We start from the raw sequence: 18,283 nt of genomic DNA on the forward strand, positions 1-18,283 counted from the left end.
GAGCCCCACATACTGTGGGGAAAGGTCGGTTGCGTTTTCACTGCGGCGCGCAGCCGGCCTTCCCCCACGCCACGGTGTCTGATTTTGCATTTGGTTCAGGAGTCTCCCGTGCGAGCTGTCCGACCCGCCGTTCACCAAGGAGACAGCCGGTTTTGTGGGGAAGTTAATCTGAATAATGATGAAGGCCAACCGGTGAGAAGTTTTCGGCCACGGTATCTCTCAGTGCTATTCACACGACAAGAGAGACTTTGTATGAGAGTAGGCGGGCATCGATGAGGGTCGTTGTGGTGGACTCAAAACTTCAGCGGTCTTGCTCCACCAGTGAGCTTGTTGCTACAACTGGCGCACTCAAAGAACTTGGGGGAAGGGTCTGCCGTATGGGCGTTTCAGGAAACTGGAGGCACGCCGGGCCTGCTTTTGTGTATCGGTCGAGGGTGTTCGTGTGGCCATTGAATACGCTGGTTGTGTGACGGACGTGTGGAGTGTTGACAGGCCTGGCGAAAACGGTTTGCTGTGGGGAGACACTCTCATTAGGGGAAGCGGGGGCTTCACCCCAGCTGCCGGCCAGAAGAGTATCCAAGGGGCCTTTGTGTCCCCTTTGCTGGCCGACACCCACACCCATGGCAGGGGCGGCATGGCCGTCCTGCCCGACAGCGAGCAGTTAGAGCAGTTGCTGGAAGGTTACCTCGCCTGTGGTGTAGGCGCGGTGCAACTGAGTACCGTGACGCTCAATGAAAACGACCTTCGGGGCACATTGAACGCGGCGCGCATGGTCCGGGCCGCCCGCACTGAACTTCTGGGCCTACACCTTGAAGGACCTTTCCTTTCGGCGGTAAAACACGGTGCCCATGATCGGGACCTTCTGAGATTTGGAACCCTTGAACAGGTCAAGCTTCTCGTTGGCGACTATCTGGATGTGGTGACATCAATCACCCTTGATCCTCGATCGGTTGACGAGGGGGTGATCGGTTGGCTTGTTTCTCAGGGCGTCACAGTTGCACTCGGCCACACAGAGGCCAATTACGCCGAAATGGTTGCGGCTTTTGAAGAAGGGGCGACAGTCCTCACCCACGCATTCAATGCAATGAACCAGATTGCTGCTCGCGAGCCCGGCCCGGTACTTGCCGCCATCGATTGTGGTGCCTGGATTGAAGTTATTGCAGATGGTCACCACGTACACCCGAGCCTCGTGAGGTTACTTTTCGACCGCGCACCTGCACGGGTCGTATTGGTCTCGGATAGCATGCCTGCTGCCGGCCTAGGTGATGGGGCTGCGCGTCTGGGCGGGATTGCGGTCACAGTTCAAGACAACGTCGCACGGACGGTTGGGGGAGCACTCGCGGGGTCCACTCTGACACTCAGTGATTCGGTCTCCAACGTGGCCAGCTGGGGAGTTGACTCGACTCTCGCGATCAACGCCGCAACGGTGAACCCCCACCACGCCTATGGCCTCAACGCTCCAAGCCTAAATCCAGGGGCACCGGCCAATTTGTTGGTCTGGTCGACAGACATGGAACTGACCCATATTCTTCGTGACGGCCGTGTGAGCGCACTTTGACGCTGTAGTCCCCCAGCAGCCGGCGTGTGCTGAATGCCGCACGCCTCCTACGAGCCTTGATTCTCCAGTTAATTCCTCGCGTGTGAACATCTAACAAGCTGGCCACGCTTTGTAAGTACTGAGCCGTTAATATTTTTCGCATATTCGTGTAATCTGAATTACATTCTTCTTAGATAAGGATGTTTGCTGTGTTGAAAAAGCTTTCCGCCATCATTGTGAGCGCTGTGGCGCTCGTCATTGCGCCCTCTATCGCCTGGGCGGCGGGCACTGTTGTGGGCGAAGCCAGTTGGCCGGGGTTTGATACTAATTTCGTGGACGGCGCGGAGGGGGTGCCGAATGCGGAACCCATCACTTTGGGAGCCGACCTCACCGGCGACGCAACAGATTTTGAGTGGTTCTATGTGCAGTTTCCGGGCATCTTTGTCCTGGGCGGAAATCCCGACAACGACGTGAGTGAGACAGGTCTCACACTCGATGCTTCGGGTGACTGTAAGAACGGTGGAGGAGAACTGCTCTTCAGCGTGACATCAAACCTCGCCGATGATGTATTCGATGGGCGAGAGTGCTCAATTTATAGTTACAACGACCCGAACGTAGCGCTATCCGGGGATGATGGTGTCGGCTTCGGGTTTGGGTTCGGCGACGGAGTGATTCCTGGAGTAACTGAGGTCTCAATAGCCGTGCCAACCGGTCGTGTGTAACAGATTGATGCACGCACAGCCCTCAATTATTGGGAAATTGATACTGCGAGCCTGCTTCCTCTCAGCTTCCTCACCCCAGCTCTTTCTGAGGAAGAAGATTCTGGGGGCTCGGACATTGAGACCCGATCAGACAATTCCGACATCAACGTGACGCCGGGGATTCACCTCAATCTTTTGGCCGGAGTTGGCGATTCAGCAACCGGGGCGCAAGTAGAAATTGCTGGGGTGAAGCTCCGGACGGGATCTGGATACACGCTGACTTTGCGTTCGAATCCGATGGTCCTCGCGGATGATGTGGTGGGTAGTTCTGCCGCGATGGAAGAAATCGTGTTTCTTCCGGCGGGACTCTCACCGGGCGCGCACTCGCTGACCTTGACGGCGCAGACCGAAGACGGAACCAACCTCACCTTGGTGCAGCGCTTTAGCGTGGGTGCTGATGGAAGATTCGCGTCAGTTGATTCACCAGTGGGAGGTGTCGTTGCTGTCACCGGGGAGACATTGGCGAGGACCGGTGCGCCGGAAAGCGCAGTCCTGATGGGGCTGACTTAGGCGGCTGCGTTACTCCTGATTGGTGTTGCCCTGCTTCGGGTCCGCCGGACCAGGGTCGACTAAGCCGGAAATCAATCTCCAAGGCGGGGACGCACGCGGCGCTTACGGCCGAAGGGTGTGCCCTTGAGTACTTCAGTGGTCTTCATTTTTGGCTGACACCGCTGGGCATCAGCCGGTTTGGCCCGTGCATCCTGACACTTTTCGGGCCCTTCCCGTTCGGGTGAACAGCGCGCCTTAGGGACGTGGCTCCTCGCCGGTTGTTGCCCTCATGCGTGTGGCTGGGCTAACGGATGTGAGGCGGAGACGAGTGGAGTGGGGGATAACTCGTGCAACAATGTAACGTGGCGCGTTACGTTTTGCGCGTGATTTGCTCTTTTGGGACTGCCGCGACAGAAAAGGTGTTTTATGGTCAATGCCCATCACGATGGCATCCGAGGCTTTGTCTCGCTGCGTTGCGCCGGCTGACGGTGTTGGAGGCAGCCCATGCCCTGTCCGATCTCCACGCCACGAGAGGGCTCGCTCTTGAGAAACTGCGAGGGAATCACTTGGGCATGTGGAGTATTCGGATAAACAGACAGTGGCGCATTATTTTTTGTTGGGGTCCTGACGGGCCCGAGGAGGTTGAAATCATTGACTATCACTGACAGTTCTCGGACGCTGATTCCTCGAAACCGCCAGCAGCCGATGGCTGCCGCAGCTGCGCCTGGAGACATCTTGTTGAAAGATTTCCTGCGCCCGGCCCGAATCACTCAACGTGGCCTTGCCCGCGCAATAGATGTGCCCCCCATTCGCATCAGTGAAATCATTCGTGGCAAGCGAGCGATCAGCGCGGATACCGCGCTGCGCTTGGCGGCTTTTTTCTCCACCACTCCCCAGTTCTGGCTTAGCCTGCAAACCAATTGGGAGTTGTCTCGCACGGCCCGCGCCCACAGCGAGACGTACGCTCGCATTCAGCCTCACCAGGGGTGAGCGCCGAGGGTGTCACACATGAAGCGTGTGGTGTGAGAGCGGTCGACCGCTGAGCCCTTTTCTCTCTCATTCTTCATCCCCTTCCTCCCTTTCTCCCTCTTTTTCTTAGGCAAGACTTTTCCGAGAAAACTTTCCGAGCGTACAGCCCACACCAAGGCTCCACACAACCCATTCGGTGCCAATCCACAACGCTTACGCATCGGGTAAACAGCCGGTAAACATCTGGGCTTCCTACTGTGGAAAGTGCGCCACCCGGACACCATCCAGGTGGCGTTTGCATCACTTCTGAACACAATCACGGAGGTAACACATGAAGAAAAGCCTGATGGCTGCACTTGCAGCAGCCACCCTGGTGCTCTCTGGCTGCGCAGCAGCTGACGAAGAGGTCGCACCAGAAATGGAAGAAACCGTTGAAGAGACGGTTGAAGAGACCGAAGCGGTCGAAGAAGAAGTAGAGCCCGCACCGGAGCCCGAGGCCGGTGACATCGTCGCCGTCGCCACTGAAGCGGGTTCATTCACCACTCTCGTTGCCGCCGTTGAGGCTGCCGGACTGGTAGAGACTCTTCAGGGAGAAGGCCCGTTCACGGTCTTCGCACCCACCGACGAGGCATTCGCTGCTCTCCCCGAAGGCGTGCTTGACGCACTCCTGCTGGAAGAGAACCTCGAAGTTCTCCAGCAAATCCTCACCTACCACGTTGTGCCCGGTGAAGTTCTTGCTGCCGACGTCACCACCGGTGATGTCGCCACTGTTGAAGGCTCCACCATCGCCGTTGAAGTTGGCGACCAGGTGACCCTCAACGGCACCGCCACGGTAGTGACTACTGACGTGGAAGCCTCCAACGGTGTCATCCACGTGATCGACCAGGTCATCCTGCCCGAAGGCGTGGACCCCGCAACACTCGTCGAGTAAGTAATCGACTCGTGAAAGGGCCAGTGGCATATGCCACTGGCCCTTTTTCGTGCCCCACTCACCCCGGCGATTTACACTGTCGCCATGTCGAACCCGTGCTCGGTAGTGGTGACGTTGGAACCTTTGCCCGGATGTGCCGATCAGGTGGAAGCCGTGGTCGCACAAGAGCTTGATGACATTCGGGGTGCTGCCGGTTGTGAGCTGTATGAGCTCTACCGCGCGGTGGATGACAGCGTGGTGTTAATCGAGCGGTGGTCGACGAGGGAGCACTGGCAGGCCCATTTTGACGAGCCCGCTATCGCCCGTCTAAAAAGGGATCTCACACCGCTGTTGGCCAGTCCGGCCACACGTCTCGAGATGTATCCGTCTGTCTGATGTGTCACCGTGAGGGACTGTCCCCCTCTGGCGTGGCGCGGTGATGGGGGCGTAGGCTCGAAACACAACCAGCGTGAAGGAGCCCCTTATGTCATTTGGTCAAGCAGTCTCGTCATTTTTCTCCAACTACGCGAACTTTCAGGGCCGCACCCAGCGCAGTGGTTACTGGTGGGTTGTTCTTTTCCTCGTGTTGGTGTCGTTTGTGCTGTGGTTTGTTGACCTTCAGCTCTTCGCTGGTTTGTGGTCGCAAGACTTACTCGACCAAGGGTCGGGGCCGCTATCCATTGTCTTTGGTTTGGCCATTATTGTGCCGGTAATCGCGTTAGGGGTGCGTCGCCTTCACGACACCAACCGCAGCGGTTGGTGGGTGTTATTGGGGTTTATCCCGATTATTGGTTCCATCGTCTTGTTCGTCTTCTATGTGTTGGATTCCACCCCCGGAGACAACCAATACGGCCCGAATCCTAAAGGTGTTGACGTCGGCGGCGTCTAAGCCTGCTGCGCTTTACACACCGCTGAGGCTCTCACTCGGCGGGAACTCCTCCACCCAACACGCCCGGATGGGCTCGCAGCCTGTGGGCTAGCCGTGCGTATCGGTTTTGGGGGGTGGGGCACATCTGTTAGATGGCTCCCGGCCATGTTGGGGTCTTAGCGTGAAGACATCACCGCGCTTCGGCCCGTCGCGCGAGGTTGTGCACGTTCACACCTGGCGGGCCATCCCCACAAAGGAGATCACTATGACTGATTCGCACAACGAATCACCCAACGAACTAGGCGACATTGTTTCTGTCGCCACCGGTGCGGGAACATTTAGCACCCTCGTCGCCGCGGTGAGTGCCGCCGGCTTGGTCGACACCCTCCAAGGTGAAGGCCCCTTCACGGTGTTCGCCCCCAGCGACGACGCATTTGCGGCACTACCCGATGGTCTCGTGGAAGCCCTGTTGGTTGAGGAAAACCGCGAGGTGTTGACCAAGGTCCTCACCTACCACGTGGTCCCCGGCAAGGTCATGGCCGCCGATGTTGCCACTGGTGATGTGGCCAGCGTTGAAGGTTCCACGATTGCCGTGAGTGTCGGCGACACCGTCACCCTCAATGGTTCTGCCACGGTGACCGCTACCGACGTGTTGGCCTCAAACGGTGTCATCCACGTCATTGACGCAGTGATTCTTCCCCCGGGAGTTGACGCTGCCGCACTGCTGGCCTAGTCACATTGCGGGTCTAGGCGCACTGCCGGCCTAGCCACCAGTCCCCTCTGGGGATGCGCGCCGTGGGCGGGGTTTATTCCTCGCCGCGGCGCGTTGTGTTTTTACGCCGCAGCCTGGCGATTAGCCAGATCACGAGGCCGAGGGCGACCAGGAGGCCGACCCAGGGCACGATGACTCCGAAGAAGACGATGGTTCCGGCGAAGAAGGCGAGCATCGCCTGCCAGCCGGTGACAATTCCGTCGACAAAACCATCCGGGTCACGCTCGGGTGCCACTTCGGGCGATCGAATATCGACCCCGATGGAGGCGTATTGCACTTGGTCGCTTAGGTAGTTGCGCTGCGAGTTGAGCGAGTCGAGTTCACCTTGGCGCTCCGAGAGGGCCGTTTCGATTTCGACAATGTCGGCGGTGGTGGCAGCTTGAGTGAGAAGTTCTTGGAGGCGACTAATGCTTTCTTCCAACACCGCGATGCGGGCATCTAAATCAACAACCTGCAGGGTGACGTCTTGGTTGGACAGTGTCTTGGATTCGACGACACCTAAGGCTTCGATGGCGTCCAGGGTGTCCTCTAGTTCCTCTGTGGGGATTCTCACCCACAGGTAGGCACGAGGGGTTTGGCCGTCGATTTCTGCTGATTCGCTTCTGGAGTCAACGCGACCACCGGCGGCAGTGACTTCGGCTTCGACCGCATCGGCGGTGACCAGTGGGTCATCAGCGGTGAGATAGAGATCGCCAGTGATGATTTGTGAACGCTCGATCGTGTCGGCGCCCTGGCTGCCGGGGGCGCTGTTTTGAGCATCGACGCCCATTTCTTCTGACGCCATGTCCCCGGAGTAGTTTGGCGGCATGGATTCGACGGCCTGGTCGGCTGTCTCGAAGCCACCGGAATTCATGTCGGTACTGGTGCAGCCGGCGGCGGCCAATGCCACAAGCCCGGCCAGTGCGAGGGTGCGTAGGAGCGTCATAGCGCAATGCTACGACTCGTTGAGGGTTATGACGTCAGGTTTATGACATCGTGACAGGTTTATTGCATCGTGTTTATTACATCGTGACCCAGGATGTTTTGGTTGCTATCGGGGCATACTTAGGACATGGCGGTTCGTGGCGTGTGGCCTTTTCGGCGTAAACCGCCGTTGTTTGTCGCCGTCGATGAGGGTAAAGGCCCTCCGGTATTGCTCCTTCACGGCATTGCGTCTTCTTCGGTGACGTATCACAACGTGATTTCTGAGCTGACGCCGAACCATCACGTGGTGGCGGTCGATTTGATGGGCTTTGGTCGCTCGGATTCGCCCGATGATGCTCAGTTCACCCTCGATGAGCACGTCGATGCGGTGGTGACCACGTTGCAGCGCCTGACAATCAAGGCGCCGTTGACGTTGGTGGGGCATTCGTTGGGTTCCCTAATCGCCATTCGGTTGGCGTCGAAATACCCCAAATACGTAAAGCATTTGGTGGTGGTGGCACCTCCGGTGTACTTGCCGAGTGACACCATGGCCGACCCGCTCGATCGCGCCCAAATGGATGTGTATAAAAGGCTGTATCACTTCATGCGAGACAATCCTGGTTTCACTCAAACGGCCGCGGCGGCCTTAGAGCGCATTTCGCCCATTCGTGGCCTGGTGGACGTGTCCGAAGGTAACTGGAGGGCGTTTTCGCTTTCCCTCGAGCGCTGCATTGAATCCCAGTCGACGGTGACTGACCTGGCCCAAGTCAAAGCCCCCGTCGACCTGATGTATGGAACTCTCGACCCGTTTTTAGCCCCGGCGGGGCTTCGGGTCATTGAACGCATGCGCGGTGTGGCCACCACAAGAGTTGAGGGTGTGGACCACGTCATTCGCCCCAAAATGGCGCACGAATTAGTGCGCATCATTAATGACCCGTCGCCCCCGACGGCGCCCATTCGGTTAGTGGGCGGCGAAAACTAAACGAGGAATCGCACAATCTGGCTCAGTGTGTCTTCGGGCTTATCGCGGTGGACACTGTGACCGGCACCTTGGATCACCACGTGGGTCATCAGCGCGTTTGATTCCAGCACTGCGGCGGCGTGCTCGCCGGTAAACATCGAATCGACCGCCGGGTCACCGCCAAGAACCAATGTCGACACGTTCACTTTGCTGGCCTCTTCGGTGACATCCCAGTGGGGGTTATCCAACACAGCGTGTTCAATCGCAAAACGACTGGCTGCTCGGTTGGACCACACCCGAAGTTCCACATCCATCGGATGCCAGTGCGGGTTATCTTTCGCAGCTTCTTCTTCGGTGAGCTGGTCGTGGGCATAGAGCTGACCGGTGCGCACCAACTCTTTTCGGTCGTCACCGAGGGCGAGAGCCGGGTCGAGCAAAATCAGTTTCCTCGCCCACTGGGGGGAGCCTGCTTGGGCGACCACACTGGCGGCGGCGCCAATGGAGTGGCCGATGACGACATCCCAGGCGCCACCGTGTTCGGGGCGGGTGTGGGCCAGGTCGGTGGCAAAATCGCTGATGCGGTAACGCGGTGCTCTCGGTGCCACACCGTGGCCGCGCAAATCCACGGCGGTGGCATACCAGCCGGCTTCTGACAGGCCACTACCGAGTTGCCAGCCGGTCTGTGCAGAGGAACCTAAGCCGTGAACGATGAGGGCGTGGCGGGTGGAGTGTGAATCGCCCCAACACAGGCGGGGCAAGGTGAGTGGAGTCATGCTTTTTAGGCTACCGGCGGTGCCGGGCGCACAACAGAGATGGGTTCAGTATCGGGCATAGGGCTCGGGTCCCGATCGCGTAAGTCGGGGTGTGAGCGTTTAAAAGCGAGTGCGACCAGGGTGCCGACCAGGGAAAAGACGAACGCGGTGGCAAAGCCCCCAATCGAGCCGTAGCCATCGATGGCGAAGCCTGCGATGGCGGAGCCCAGTGCGGCTCCAATGAGTTGGCCGGAGCCGACCCAACCGTAAGATTCGGCAGTTTCGGAGAATTTCACACTGGCAGAGACGATGGCGAACATCACCGCCAAGGCCGGTGCTAACCCGGCACCGGCGATGGCGAGTGTGGCGACCAGCCACCAAAAGTCAGTACTGCCCATGGCTAACGCCATGCCCACAGTGACCAGTGCCATGCGCACGGTGAGCGCCCAGGGTCCGATTTTCACCCCACCCAGGGAGAGCCCGCCAATAAGTGACGCAATCGCCCACAGGGCGAGTACTGCGCCTGCTTGCGGACCGGTTTCACCGAAGACCGACACGACGGCGACTTCGACGGCGGCAGCCGCACCAATGAGCAAAAAGCCGGTGACGGTGGCGAGGAGAACAGGTGGTTTGGTGAGAACGCGACCGATGCGTCCCTTATTGGGAGGAATGCGCACGCTGCCGAGCTCTGGGGAGCTGACAAACCACACCCCGCCGACAATGAGAAACACCCCTGCGACGATGATGGCGACTGGTGGGGAGACTTGAATGGCGAGCACTGTGGTAATCACGGGGCCCATCACCCAAATAATTTCCTGGGCAGAAGCATCGAGAGAAAACAGTGGCACGAGCTGTTTTGAGGTCACCATCTTGGGGTAGATGGTGCGCACTGCGGGTTGGATGGGGGGAGTGGCGAGGCCACCGATTAACCCAAAGACCATGTAGCCCCACAGGGGCATGGCGAGAAAGGCGATGGCGGCCATGCTCACGATCGACACCGCCAGGGTGAGGTTGATCACGGGGCGCATACCCCAGCGGCCCATCCACCGGCTGGTGAGTGGACCGGCTGCGGCCTGCCCAAAGCTGGTAGCGGCGAGGACGAGGCCCGCTAGACCGTAAGAGTCAAAGAGGCGCTCCACGTGGATGAGATACGCCAAAGAGATCATTCCGGAGGGCAGCCTGGCGGTGAGTTGCGCCGAGATCAGTCGGGCCACTCCGGGAGTTGTTAACAAGTCGCGATATCTGTTCACAGCCTTGCCAGCCTAGGCCCTGGCGGGAGAGTGTCGGTGGTCAATGAAAAGCTGACTTTTAGGCGTGCCTCGGTGGCCGGAAATCTTGTGGAAAACCCCTCGAAGTTGTCCACAGGTGGGGAGGACACGCCCACAATATCTAGGGTTCACGACTTGTCAGGGGCCATAGATATAGTGATTAAGCCTCACCGACCCGCGAGGGTCCGCCGGAGTAATACCCGGGGTGAAATCGGGGCATAGAGGTGTCCCCGAGAGACTTCAGACAACACAAGACGCAACAGAGATGACAACCCGGCACAGTCGGTGTAAGGAGAAGACGTGAACATCACAGTCGTAAAGCGCGATGGCCAAAAAGAGGGCTACGACGCCAACAAGATCAACCTGGCCATCGAGAAGGCTGCCGAAGGCCTGGACGACTCCATCGCGTGGGTGACCCAAATCGCCAGCGAACTGGAACTCACGCTTTTCGATGGCATCTCTACTCAACAGCTCGACGAAGCCGTCATTCAGGTCGCCCTGCAGAACGTCAAAGATGACCCTGCATTCGACACTGTGGCCGCCAGGTTGTTGCTGAAAACCCTGTACAAGCGAGTACTCGGTGACTACGACGCCCCCGAAGAGCTCAAAGAACTCCACCGGGCACACTTCGCCGAAAACATCACCCGCGGGGTGGAAGAAGGCTTGCTCGATCCACGCCTCACCCAAATGTTTGACCTCGATCGCCTCGCTGAAGCCCTCGAGCCTTCCCGCGACGACCGCCTCAAGTACATCGGTGTGGTCACACTGAACAACCGTTACGGCATTAAAGGCCGAAACGGCGACCCACTCGAAGTCCCCCAGTACTTCTGGATGCGCATCGCCATGGGCCTGACCCTCAACGAGCAAGACCCCACCACGCAGGCGCTTCGCTTCTACGAAAAAATGTCCAAGTTGGAATACCTCGCCGCAGGTTCAACGCTTGTCAATGGTGGCACCAGCTACCCGCAGCTGGCCAACTGCTTCGTCATGGAAATGCAGGACGACATTGAGCACATCGCAAAAACCACCCGCGATGTGATGTGGCTGACCAAAGGCACCGGAGGAATCGGCCTGTCGGTGACCAAGCTGCGTGCCCAGGGTTCACCCATTCGCTCGAACAACACCAGCAGCACCGGTCCGATCCCCTTCATGCACACCATTGATTCGGTGCTGCGCGCGGTGAGCCGTGGGGGAAAGAAATTCGGGGCGCTGTGTTTCTACATGGAAAACTGGCACCTCGACTTCCCCGAATTCTTGGACCTTCGCCAAAACTCCGGTGACCCGTACCGCCGTACCCGTACGGCAAACACCGCGGTGTGGATTTCTGACGAATTCATGAAGCGCGTACAAAACGACGACTACTGGTACCTCTTTGACCCGCTCGAAGTGGCCGACCTGAACGAGCTGTACGGCCAAGCCTTCTCCAAGCGCTACGCCGAATACGTCGCCATGGCAGAAGCTGGCGAGCTGAAAATGTTCAAGAAGATGGGCGCGAGGGAGCAGTTCAAAGCCATCCTCATCTCTCTCCAAGGAACCAGCCACCCGTGGTTGACCTGGAAAGACACCATCAACAACCGTGCCGTGAACAACAACACCGGCACGATCCACCTGTCCAACCTCTGCACCGAAATCTGCCTGCCGCAGGATGTCGACAACGTCTCAGTGTGCAACCTTGCGTCCATCAACCTCTCCATGCACCTCATCGACGGAAAAATGGATTGGGATCTGGTGCACGAGAGCGCCCGGGTGGCCGTGCGCCAGCTGGACAACCTCATCGACATCACCCGCTCCAGCGTGGAAGAAGCCGACTTCTCCAACGAACAAAACCGCGCAGTGGGCCTCGGTGTGATGGGCTTCACCGACATCATTGAGCGTCTGGGCTACAGCTATGAATCTGAAGAGGCCTACGACCTCATCGACGAAATCATGGAACACGTCGCCTACGCCGCCATTGACGAATCAGCCAACCTGGCCAAAGAGCGCGGGTCCTACAAGAACTTTGAGGGTTCGCGTTGGTCGCAGGGTCTCGTCCCCTTCGACACCATCGACCTGGCGGAAGCCGATCGTGGTATCGAAATCGACGTGCCGCGCACAACCCGCCTAGACTGGGATGCCCTGCGCGAAAAAGTGAAGGGTGGAATGCGAAACGCCACCCTCATGGCGATCGCTCCCACCGCGTCCATCGGACTGGTTGCCGGAACCACTCCTGGGCTGGACCCCCAGTTCTCGCAAATCTTCAGCCGCTCGACGAGCTCCGGGAAATTCCTCGAAGTCAACCGCAACCTCGTTGAGGCACTGCGTGAGCGTGGGCTGTGGGAGAAGACCCGCGAGGCCATTTTGCAAAGCCAGGGAGACATCCAAGGCATTGCAGAAATCCCTGACGATCTGAAGCAGATCTACAAGACCAGCTTCCAGCTCTCGCCCTACGCCTTCCTCGAGGTGGCGGCACGAGCACAGAAATGGATCGATCAGGCCATTAGTCGAAACATGTACCTCGAAACCCGAGACATTGACGACCTGATGTCCATTTACACCTCAGCGTGGAAGCGTGGCGTGAAAACCACCTACTACCTGCACATGAAGCCCCGCCACACTGCTGAGCAGTCGACAGTGAAGGTGAACAAGTCCGAGCAAGTTAACCAGGGTGATGGCTCATCGGCACCGCGTAAAGGATTTGGCGCTGCCGCTGGAAGTTCTGAACCCGCTCCGGTCGCTGCCGGTGCAGGAGCCAAAAAAGGCTTCGGCTTCGGTGGAGCCAGCAAGGGGGGTGAGTGATGAATCCGACCCAGACTCCCACGCACGAGGACTACTTGGTCCCCGTGGACCCGATGGATCTGCTCCAGTGCGAGTCCTGCCAGTAACAGGCCGCAACAGCACGAACCGACTACCTCACACAACGAACCACACATTTAATCAACGACCACATCACAACGTGAAAGGACCCCACTCATGGGAATCTTAGGAACAGGAATCCAAGAAGGTCTTCTGCTCAAACCAGTGAAATACCGCTGGGCAATGGATCTTTACGACCAAGCTGTCGCCAACACTTGGTTCCCCAACGAAATTCAGTTGGGTGAAGACATCGCTGACTTCAAGAAGATGACGGACGAAGAGCGCCACGCTATTGAGTTCCTCATGTCCTTTTTCAACCCCAGCGAACTCATCGTCAACAAGGCCCTCGCCTTCGGCGTCTACCCCTACGTCAATGCTCCCGAGGCGCACCTCTACCTCGCAAAGCAGATGTGGGAAGAAGCCAACCACTGCATGAGCTTTGAATACGTGCTGGAGACCTTCCCGGTTGACCGCGAGAAGATTTATGGTCAGCACATCGAGTCTCCGACAATCGCTCGTAAGGAAGCGTTTGAGACAAAGTTCATCAAGCGCATGACGGAGTCCACCCTCGACATCAACACCACAGAGGGTAAGCAGGACTTCCTGCGCAACCTCATTGCCTACAACATCATCATGGAGGGCATCTGGTTCTACTCGGGCTTCATGGTTGCTCTGAGCTTCCGTCAGCGCAACCTCCTGAGGAACTACGGCTCCTTGATCGACTGGGTTGTGCGTGACGAGTCCCTTCACCTCAAGTTCGGTATCAACTTGATCCTCACCGTGCTGGAGGAGAACCCCGAGGTCGCCACCGAGGAGTTCGTTGAAGAGGTCGTCGCAATGATTAAAGAAGCGGTTGAGATGGAGTGCGAATACAACGAGGAGATGTTCCCCTCAGGCATTCTCGGACTCAACGCGAACTACGTCAACCAGTATGTGAAGTACTTGGCTGACCGCCGGTTCGAAGAGTTGGGTCTCCCCGCTCAGTACAACGTGACCAACCCAGCCAAGTGGATGGCAACAGCCAACGACACCTTGCAGTTGGTGAACTTCTTCGAATCGACTAACACCTCCTACGAGGTCAACGCACAGTCGACGAAGGTCTAGCGAGAAGTGAAAGGTGGGCTAGGGATACCACCAACCGCCAGAGCGCGGTAGATTTTTCCCAACACAGTGGGAGGGGACAGCGACGGAGTCCCCTCCCACTGTTGTGTAGCGGCCCATCGCTGTCTGGCCGATGGCACAGGGCAACATCGACACGAGAGGACAACCACGTGACCCACACCACCCCAGAGCTCACCATGAATTCGGGGCACACGATTCCCCAGCTCGGCCTTGGCGTATTTCGTGTTCCACAAGATGATGCCCAGCGTGTGGTGGCAGACGCCCTCGAGATTGGCTACCGCCACATCGATAACGCGGCGGTCTATCAAAACGAAGAAGGTGTGGGTCGGGCTCTCGCTGAAAGTGGGATTCCTCGTGAGGAATTGTTCATCACCACCAAACTGTGGAACACCGACCAGGGAACTGACGGTCCTCGGCCCGCATTGGAAGAGAGCTTGCGGAAGCTGGGTCTTGATTACGTCGACCTGTATCTCATCCACTGGCCAGCACCCCAGCGCAACCTGTATGTCGAATCGTGGCGGGCATTGGAGCAGCTGCACGGTGAAGGCCTGGCGCGCTCTATCGGGGTCTCAAACTTTGAACCAGAACACCTCGATCGGTTGGCAGAACACTCTTCGGTGATTCCCGCTGTCAACCAGGTAGAGCTACACCCAGCCCTTCAACAGCGTGAGCTTCGAGGTTTGCAGGAACCCCGGGGCATCCTGACAGAAGCGTGGGGTCCACTCGGCCAAGGTAAGTACTCTCTGGAGGACATGCCGGGTTTGGCTGATATTGCCGCCAAGCACTCCAAGACTCTCGCTCAAGTGGTTCTTCGCTGGCACCTCCAGGAAGGCGTCATCGTCTTTCCCAAGACCACAAGGAGGGAGCGCCTGGTAGAAAACTTTGACGTGTTCTCCTTCGAGCTCGACGCCGACGACATGGCGACCATGAAAGCCATGGACCAGGGGATGCGGGTGGGCACCCACCCGAATGAAGGCAACTGGTAGGTCGCTCATCCACCGCTGGCGTGGTCAGTGCAGCTCCTCCCGGGCCTTGGATCACCACACTGGAGGTCAGGCAGGTTATCCCTGGAGGCATCGGATTACTGGGTTTCGTTGTTGGTCATTCGGCAATGGCTTCGTGTGGTGTGTGACCTCCGGACAGTCAGCGCCTTGTCGGAACTATTCCGATGTGTTGAGAGATTTGACCTACTCTCCCGATGTGTTAACTTTTTTCGAAATTTTTAACACGTGGTTCGTTTGGGTCGAAAAAGTTGACGCGCTCGCAGTGAGCGGGCCCGGGAGACATGATGTGTCCTGGCGCTCCGGGGCTGCCCTCTTACGCTTGGAGTTGTAGCCTGTGGGCACAACCGGGGAACAGGTGGGACCGATGCGCGTCGCGCATCACTCTGAAGGTCTCATGCGCGTTCCACTCGTGAGGAGTGACAGCAATGGCAAACCGTCTCGCTTTGGCAACGAGCCCCTATTTGCACCAACACGCGGAAAACCCGGTCGATTGGTGGCCTTGGGGCCTCGAACCGTTCGCTGAGGCAAAGCGGCGCGATGTTCCCATCCTGATCAGCATCGGCTATGCCACCTGCCATTGGTGCCACGTGATGGCTCGTGAAAGCTTTAGCGATCGAGAAATCGGTGAGCTAGTGAACGACACCATGGTGGCCATCAAAGTTGACCGTGAAGAACACCCCGAAGTGGACTCCCACTACTTGACCCAGGCCGGAGCGTTTATCGAACAATTGGGCTGGCCATTGACGCTGTTTGCGACGCCAGATGGTGATGTGTTCCACGCAGCGACCTACCTGCCGCCACAGCCCAGAGGTGATATTCCCTCCTTTCGACAGACCGTTGACGCGGTCAACCACGCGTGGGGCGCTCAACGGGAGGAGATTTATCAGGGCGCGCTGCGCCTTCGAGAGGCCATCAGGCAGGCAGATACCGAAGCGAAAAAGCGCGACCCCCTTCGCTTAACTGCCGAGGACTGGCAGGCGATTATTTCCCACCTGATCAGCCAAGAAGATGCGGAATATGGTGGCTTCGGCACAACTCCTAAGTTCCCCATCGCGCCCGTGCTCGAGTTTCTTCTGACAACCGGTGAACCAGAAGCAACGGCGCTGGTGACGAGAACCCTGAAAGCGATGGCCGCCTCGCCACTCGTGGATCCCCTCGAGGGGGGCTTCTTTCGCTACGCGACGAAAAGAGACTGGTCAGAGCCCCACTATGAGCGCATGCTGTACGACAACGCCCAGTTGCTCGCGCTCTATGCCGCAGTGGGGCAAGTGGATGTGGCTACAGGAATCGTGGGCTTTCTTGCTCAGGTGATGCGCCTGGAAGTGGGTCTCGCCTCCGCCCAGGACAGCGAAAGTGTGATTGATGGCAGGCGGGTAGAGGGTGGTTATTACCTTGCGGATCAGGCCACCCGCCAGACGCTCAGCCCACCTGCCATTGACGACAAAGTCCTCACCGGCTGGAACGGGATGGCCATTGGTGCCCTCGCCCAAGCGGCACGACATGGGGTATCAGGTGACCCTCTCGGTCTTGCCACTTCACTCGCTCACGAATTGCTCGCCGCACACCGAAGTGAGCCTGGCCACCTCATTCGCATGTCGAAAGATGGGCAGCCATCCCAGGCCGCAGCAACCCTGGAAGACTATGGCGGCCTGGCCTGGGGCCTGCTCGAATTAGCCGTCGCCACAGGCGAAGCCGCGTGGGCAAAAGAGGCAAAAGAGCTGGTCGACGCCTGCATCACTGACGATGGCGAATTCGTTGTGCCCGGCGGTGGTGATCCGACCGTGTCCAGCCTGGAAGCGATTTCGGGCGATGTCACCGAAGGGGCGATGCCCTCAGGGCTGTCGTTCATTGCCCAGGCAGCACTCACCCTGTATCAACTCACCGGCACAGACCACTACCGCGAAGTCGCCCAGCGCAGTGTGAGTCGCTATGCCGAAGCAGTCAGTCTTCGACCACTCGGTTTTGGTGGCTTAGCTGCAGTGTTGTGGCGGCTCGATCACGGCATGCGTGAAGTCGTAGTGGTCGCTGATACGCCAGACAATCAGCTGGTGACCGAGGCGCGCCAGCACACCCCTCACGGGTGGTTGATGCTCGCGGTCAGCCCAGACCAAGCACGGGCATTTTCCAAGAACGGTTTTTCTCTTCTAGACGGCCGTGACCAGGTGGATGTGCCGACGGGCTATATCTGCCAGGACGGTGTCTGCCAGTTGCCGCACACCGATTCAACCTTGCTGGTGCGAGAGCTCAGTCGTTCGCACTAGAAGCCATGGAGGGCTCAATTAGGGCTCTGTCGACGCCGCTGAAACAATGAGCCTGTGCTCTTTGTTGCTGCGACCCCCATTGGAAACCTCGGTGACCACACGCCGCGGTTAGTGGAAGCCCTTGAACAGGCCAGGCTTATCGTCGCGGAAGACACCAGGAGTACTCGCTCGCTCATGCACAAGCTTGGGATTGACACCTCTGCCGAGGTGCGCCCGCTGCATGAACACAACGAGAGCGGCGTCATCGAGCGAGTACTGAAAACGGCAGCAAGCCAGCCCGTGGTGTTAGTCAGTGACGCCGGAATGCCGGGTATTTCTGACCCCGGGTACCTGCTTGTCGCTGAAGCGCACCGGCAATCCATTCCGGTGAGTGTGTTGCCGGGGGCAAACGCTGTCGTCTCGGCACTCGCTGTCAGCGGGTTGCCGACAGATCGATTCTGTTTTGAAGGCTTCGTGCCCAAAAAAGGCCGCAAGGCGGCACTGTCTGACCTGGCGGACGAAAAACGCACCATGATTTTTTTTGAATCCCCCCACCGCCTCCCCAGCACACTGGCCGAGATGGCAGAAATCTTTGGGGCTGAGCGTGAAGCGACTGTCTGTCGCGAATTGACAAAGAAATTCGAACAAATCACTCGCGGCACCCTTGCCGAATTGGCGAGTGAGTTTTCCGGCGGAGTAAAAGGTGAAGTGACCCTCGTGGTTAGAGGGCAACAAGGCTCCGGGGTCAGCTTCGATCAGGCTGTCGAGATGGTGGCAAACCGGGTGGTGGCCGGTGAGAAAGCTACCGAGGTGACCCGCGCGATCGCGCGGGAAACAGGACATTCGAAACCTGAGCTCTATCGTGCTTGGCTCGAAGCAGATGCGTAGGATGGCG

Annotated in this window: 18 protein-coding genes; 15 read left to right on the top strand and 3 right to left on the bottom strand. The window is 58.3% G+C overall.

What is annotated here, in order from left to right; all coding sequences use genetic code 11:
• Window positions 1-466 precede the first annotated feature (466 nt).
• The 9 genes from C3B54_RS02375 to C3B54_RS02415 all read left to right on the top strand — a co-directional run bounded on the left by C3B54_RS02375 (window position 467) and on the right by C3B54_RS02415 (window position 6,267).
• On the top strand, window positions 467-1,558 hold the full coding sequence (locus C3B54_RS02375) for an N-acetylglucosamine-6-phosphate deacetylase (protein ID WP_158665479.1): 1,092 nt from the start codon (window positions 467-469) through the stop codon (window positions 1,556-1,558).
• 179 nt (window positions 1,559-1,737) lie between these two features.
• Complete coding sequence (locus C3B54_RS02380; RefSeq protein WP_104913079.1) at window positions 1,738-2,259, top strand: hypothetical protein; 522 nt, start codon at window positions 1,738-1,740, stop codon at window positions 2,257-2,259.
• A 147-nt stretch (window positions 2,260-2,406) separates the two neighbouring features.
• The gene (locus C3B54_RS02385) at window positions 2,407-2,808 is read left to right on the top strand and encodes a hypothetical protein (protein ID WP_104913080.1); all 402 of its coding nucleotides are present in this window, start codon (window positions 2,407-2,409) and stop codon (window positions 2,806-2,808) included.
• Window positions 2,809-3,275: 467 nt separating this feature from the next.
• Window positions 3,276-3,452, top strand: coding sequence for a type II toxin-antitoxin system RelE/ParE family toxin (locus C3B54_RS02390; protein WP_245868032.1), 177 nt, complete (start codon window positions 3,276-3,278; stop codon window positions 3,450-3,452).
• The gene (locus C3B54_RS02395; RefSeq protein ID WP_245867978.1) at window positions 3,439-3,777 is read left to right on the top strand and encodes a HigA family addiction module antitoxin; all 339 of its coding nucleotides are present in this window, start codon (window positions 3,439-3,441) and stop codon (window positions 3,775-3,777) included. The genes C3B54_RS02390 and C3B54_RS02395 overlap by 14 nt, the downstream gene beginning before the upstream one ends.
• Window positions 3,778-4,102: 325 nt before the next feature.
• Window positions 4,103-4,687 carry a fasciclin domain-containing protein gene (locus C3B54_RS02400; RefSeq protein WP_245867979.1) on the top strand — a complete coding sequence of 195 codons (585 nt, stop codon included), beginning with the start codon at window positions 4,103-4,105 and terminating at the stop codon, window positions 4,685-4,687.
• 84 nt (window positions 4,688-4,771) lie between these two features.
• Window positions 4,772-5,062 (top strand): putative quinol monooxygenase, encoded by a 291-nt coding sequence (locus C3B54_RS02405; protein ID WP_158665480.1) that lies wholly within the window; start codon window positions 4,772-4,774, stop codon window positions 5,060-5,062.
• 88 nt (window positions 5,063-5,150) lie between these two features.
• Entirely contained in the window at window positions 5,151-5,555 is a 405-nt protein-coding gene (locus C3B54_RS02410) for a DUF805 domain-containing protein (protein ID WP_104913083.1), read from the top strand.
• Between the two features lie 244 nt (window positions 5,556-5,799).
• The gene (locus C3B54_RS02415) at window positions 5,800-6,267 is read left to right on the top strand and encodes a fasciclin domain-containing protein (protein WP_104914215.1); all 468 of its coding nucleotides are present in this window, start codon (window positions 5,800-5,802) and stop codon (window positions 6,265-6,267) included.
• 73 nt (window positions 6,268-6,340) lie between these two features.
• Here C3B54_RS02415 and C3B54_RS02420 read toward each other — a convergent pair whose 3' ends face one another.
• On the bottom strand, window positions 6,341-7,231 hold the full coding sequence (locus C3B54_RS02420) for a DUF4349 domain-containing protein (RefSeq protein WP_104913084.1): 891 nt from the start codon (window positions 7,229-7,231) through the stop codon (window positions 6,341-6,343).
• A 126-nt stretch (window positions 7,232-7,357) separates the two neighbouring features.
• Between C3B54_RS02420 and C3B54_RS02425 the strand changes: the two genes are divergently transcribed.
• Window positions 7,358-8,191 carry an alpha/beta fold hydrolase gene (locus C3B54_RS02425; protein WP_104913085.1) on the top strand — a complete coding sequence of 278 codons (834 nt, stop codon included), beginning with the start codon at window positions 7,358-7,360 and terminating at the stop codon, window positions 8,189-8,191.
• On the opposite strand, the gene C3B54_RS02430 is transcribed toward C3B54_RS02425, so the two are convergent.
• On the bottom strand, window positions 8,188-8,943 hold the full coding sequence (locus tag C3B54_RS02430) for an alpha/beta fold hydrolase (protein WP_104913086.1): 756 nt from the start codon (window positions 8,941-8,943) through the stop codon (window positions 8,188-8,190). The two genes, C3B54_RS02425 and C3B54_RS02430, sit on opposite strands and share 4 nt — an antisense overlap.
• A 5-nt stretch (window positions 8,944-8,948) precedes the next feature.
• The gene (locus C3B54_RS02435) at window positions 8,949-10,172 is read right to left on the bottom strand and encodes an MFS transporter (RefSeq protein WP_104913087.1); all 1,224 of its coding nucleotides are present in this window, start codon (window positions 10,170-10,172) and stop codon (window positions 8,949-8,951) included.
• 318 nt (window positions 10,173-10,490) lie between these two features.
• Here C3B54_RS02435 and C3B54_RS02440 point away from each other — a divergent pair, with 318 nt between their 5' ends.
• The 5 genes from C3B54_RS02440 to rsmI all read left to right on the top strand — a co-directional run bounded on the left by C3B54_RS02440 (window position 10,491) and on the right by rsmI (window position 18,276).
• Window positions 10,491-12,965 (top strand): ribonucleoside-diphosphate reductase subunit alpha, encoded by a 2,475-nt coding sequence (locus C3B54_RS02440; RefSeq protein ID WP_104913088.1) that lies wholly within the window; start codon window positions 10,491-10,493, stop codon window positions 12,963-12,965.
• Window positions 12,966-13,139: 174 nt separating this feature from the next.
• Window positions 13,140-14,126, top strand: coding sequence for a ribonucleotide-diphosphate reductase subunit beta (locus C3B54_RS02450; RefSeq protein WP_104913090.1), 987 nt, complete (start codon window positions 13,140-13,142; stop codon window positions 14,124-14,126).
• A gap of 194 nt (window positions 14,127-14,320) precedes the next feature.
• Window positions 14,321-15,130: an aldo/keto reductase gene (locus C3B54_RS02455; protein ID WP_104914216.1), complete on the top strand. Its 810-nt coding sequence runs from the start codon at window positions 14,321-14,323 to the stop codon at window positions 15,128-15,130.
• Between the two features lie 443 nt (window positions 15,131-15,573).
• Complete coding sequence (locus C3B54_RS02465; RefSeq protein ID WP_104913092.1) at window positions 15,574-17,409, top strand: thioredoxin domain-containing protein; 1,836 nt, start codon at window positions 15,574-15,576, stop codon at window positions 17,407-17,409.
• 54 nt (window positions 17,410-17,463) lie between these two features.
• The gene (gene rsmI / locus C3B54_RS02470; protein ID WP_104913093.1) at window positions 17,464-18,276 is read left to right on the top strand and encodes a 16S rRNA (cytidine(1402)-2'-O)-methyltransferase; all 813 of its coding nucleotides are present in this window, start codon (window positions 17,464-17,466) and stop codon (window positions 18,274-18,276) included.
• The last annotated feature ends 7 nt before the right edge of the window (window positions 18,277-18,283 follow it).

Source organism: Pontimonas salivibrio, assembly GCF_002950575.1.
Taxonomy (GTDB): domain Bacteria; phylum Actinomycetota; class Actinomycetes; order Actinomycetales; family Microbacteriaceae; genus Pontimonas; species Pontimonas salivibrio.

Coding starts and splice junctions, on each gene's coding strand:
- C3B54_RS02380 (WP_104913079.1), top strand. CDS start 1,738: ATGTTTGCTGTGTTGAAAAAGCTTTCCGCCATCATTGTGAGCGCTGTG.
- C3B54_RS02400 (WP_245867979.1), top strand. CDS start 4,103: ATGGCTGCACTTGCAGCAGCCACCCTGGTGCTCTCTGGCTGCGCAGCA.
- C3B54_RS02455 (WP_104914216.1), top strand. CDS start 14,321: ATGAATTCGGGGCACACGATTCCCCAGCTCGGCCTTGGCGTATTTCGT.
- C3B54_RS02420 (WP_104913084.1), bottom strand. CDS start 7,231: ATGACGCTCCTACGCACCCTCGCACTGGCCGGGCTTGTGGCATTGGCC.
- C3B54_RS02410 (WP_104913083.1), top strand. CDS start 5,151: ATGTCATTTGGTCAAGCAGTCTCGTCATTTTTCTCCAACTACGCGAAC.
- C3B54_RS02425 (WP_104913085.1), top strand. CDS start 7,358: ATGGCGGTTCGTGGCGTGTGGCCTTTTCGGCGTAAACCGCCGTTGTTT.
- C3B54_RS02430 (WP_104913086.1), bottom strand. CDS start 8,943: ATGACTCCACTCACCTTGCCCCGCCTGTGTTGGGGCGATTCACACTCC.
- C3B54_RS02415 (WP_104914215.1), top strand. CDS start 5,800: ATGACTGATTCGCACAACGAATCACCCAACGAACTAGGCGACATTGTT.
- C3B54_RS02450 (WP_104913090.1), top strand. CDS start 13,140: ATGGGAATCTTAGGAACAGGAATCCAAGAAGGTCTTCTGCTCAAACCA.
- C3B54_RS02465 (WP_104913092.1), top strand. CDS start 15,574: ATGGCAAACCGTCTCGCTTTGGCAACGAGCCCCTATTTGCACCAACAC.
- C3B54_RS02405 (WP_158665480.1), top strand. CDS start 4,772: ATGTCGAACCCGTGCTCGGTAGTGGTGACGTTGGAACCTTTGCCCGGA.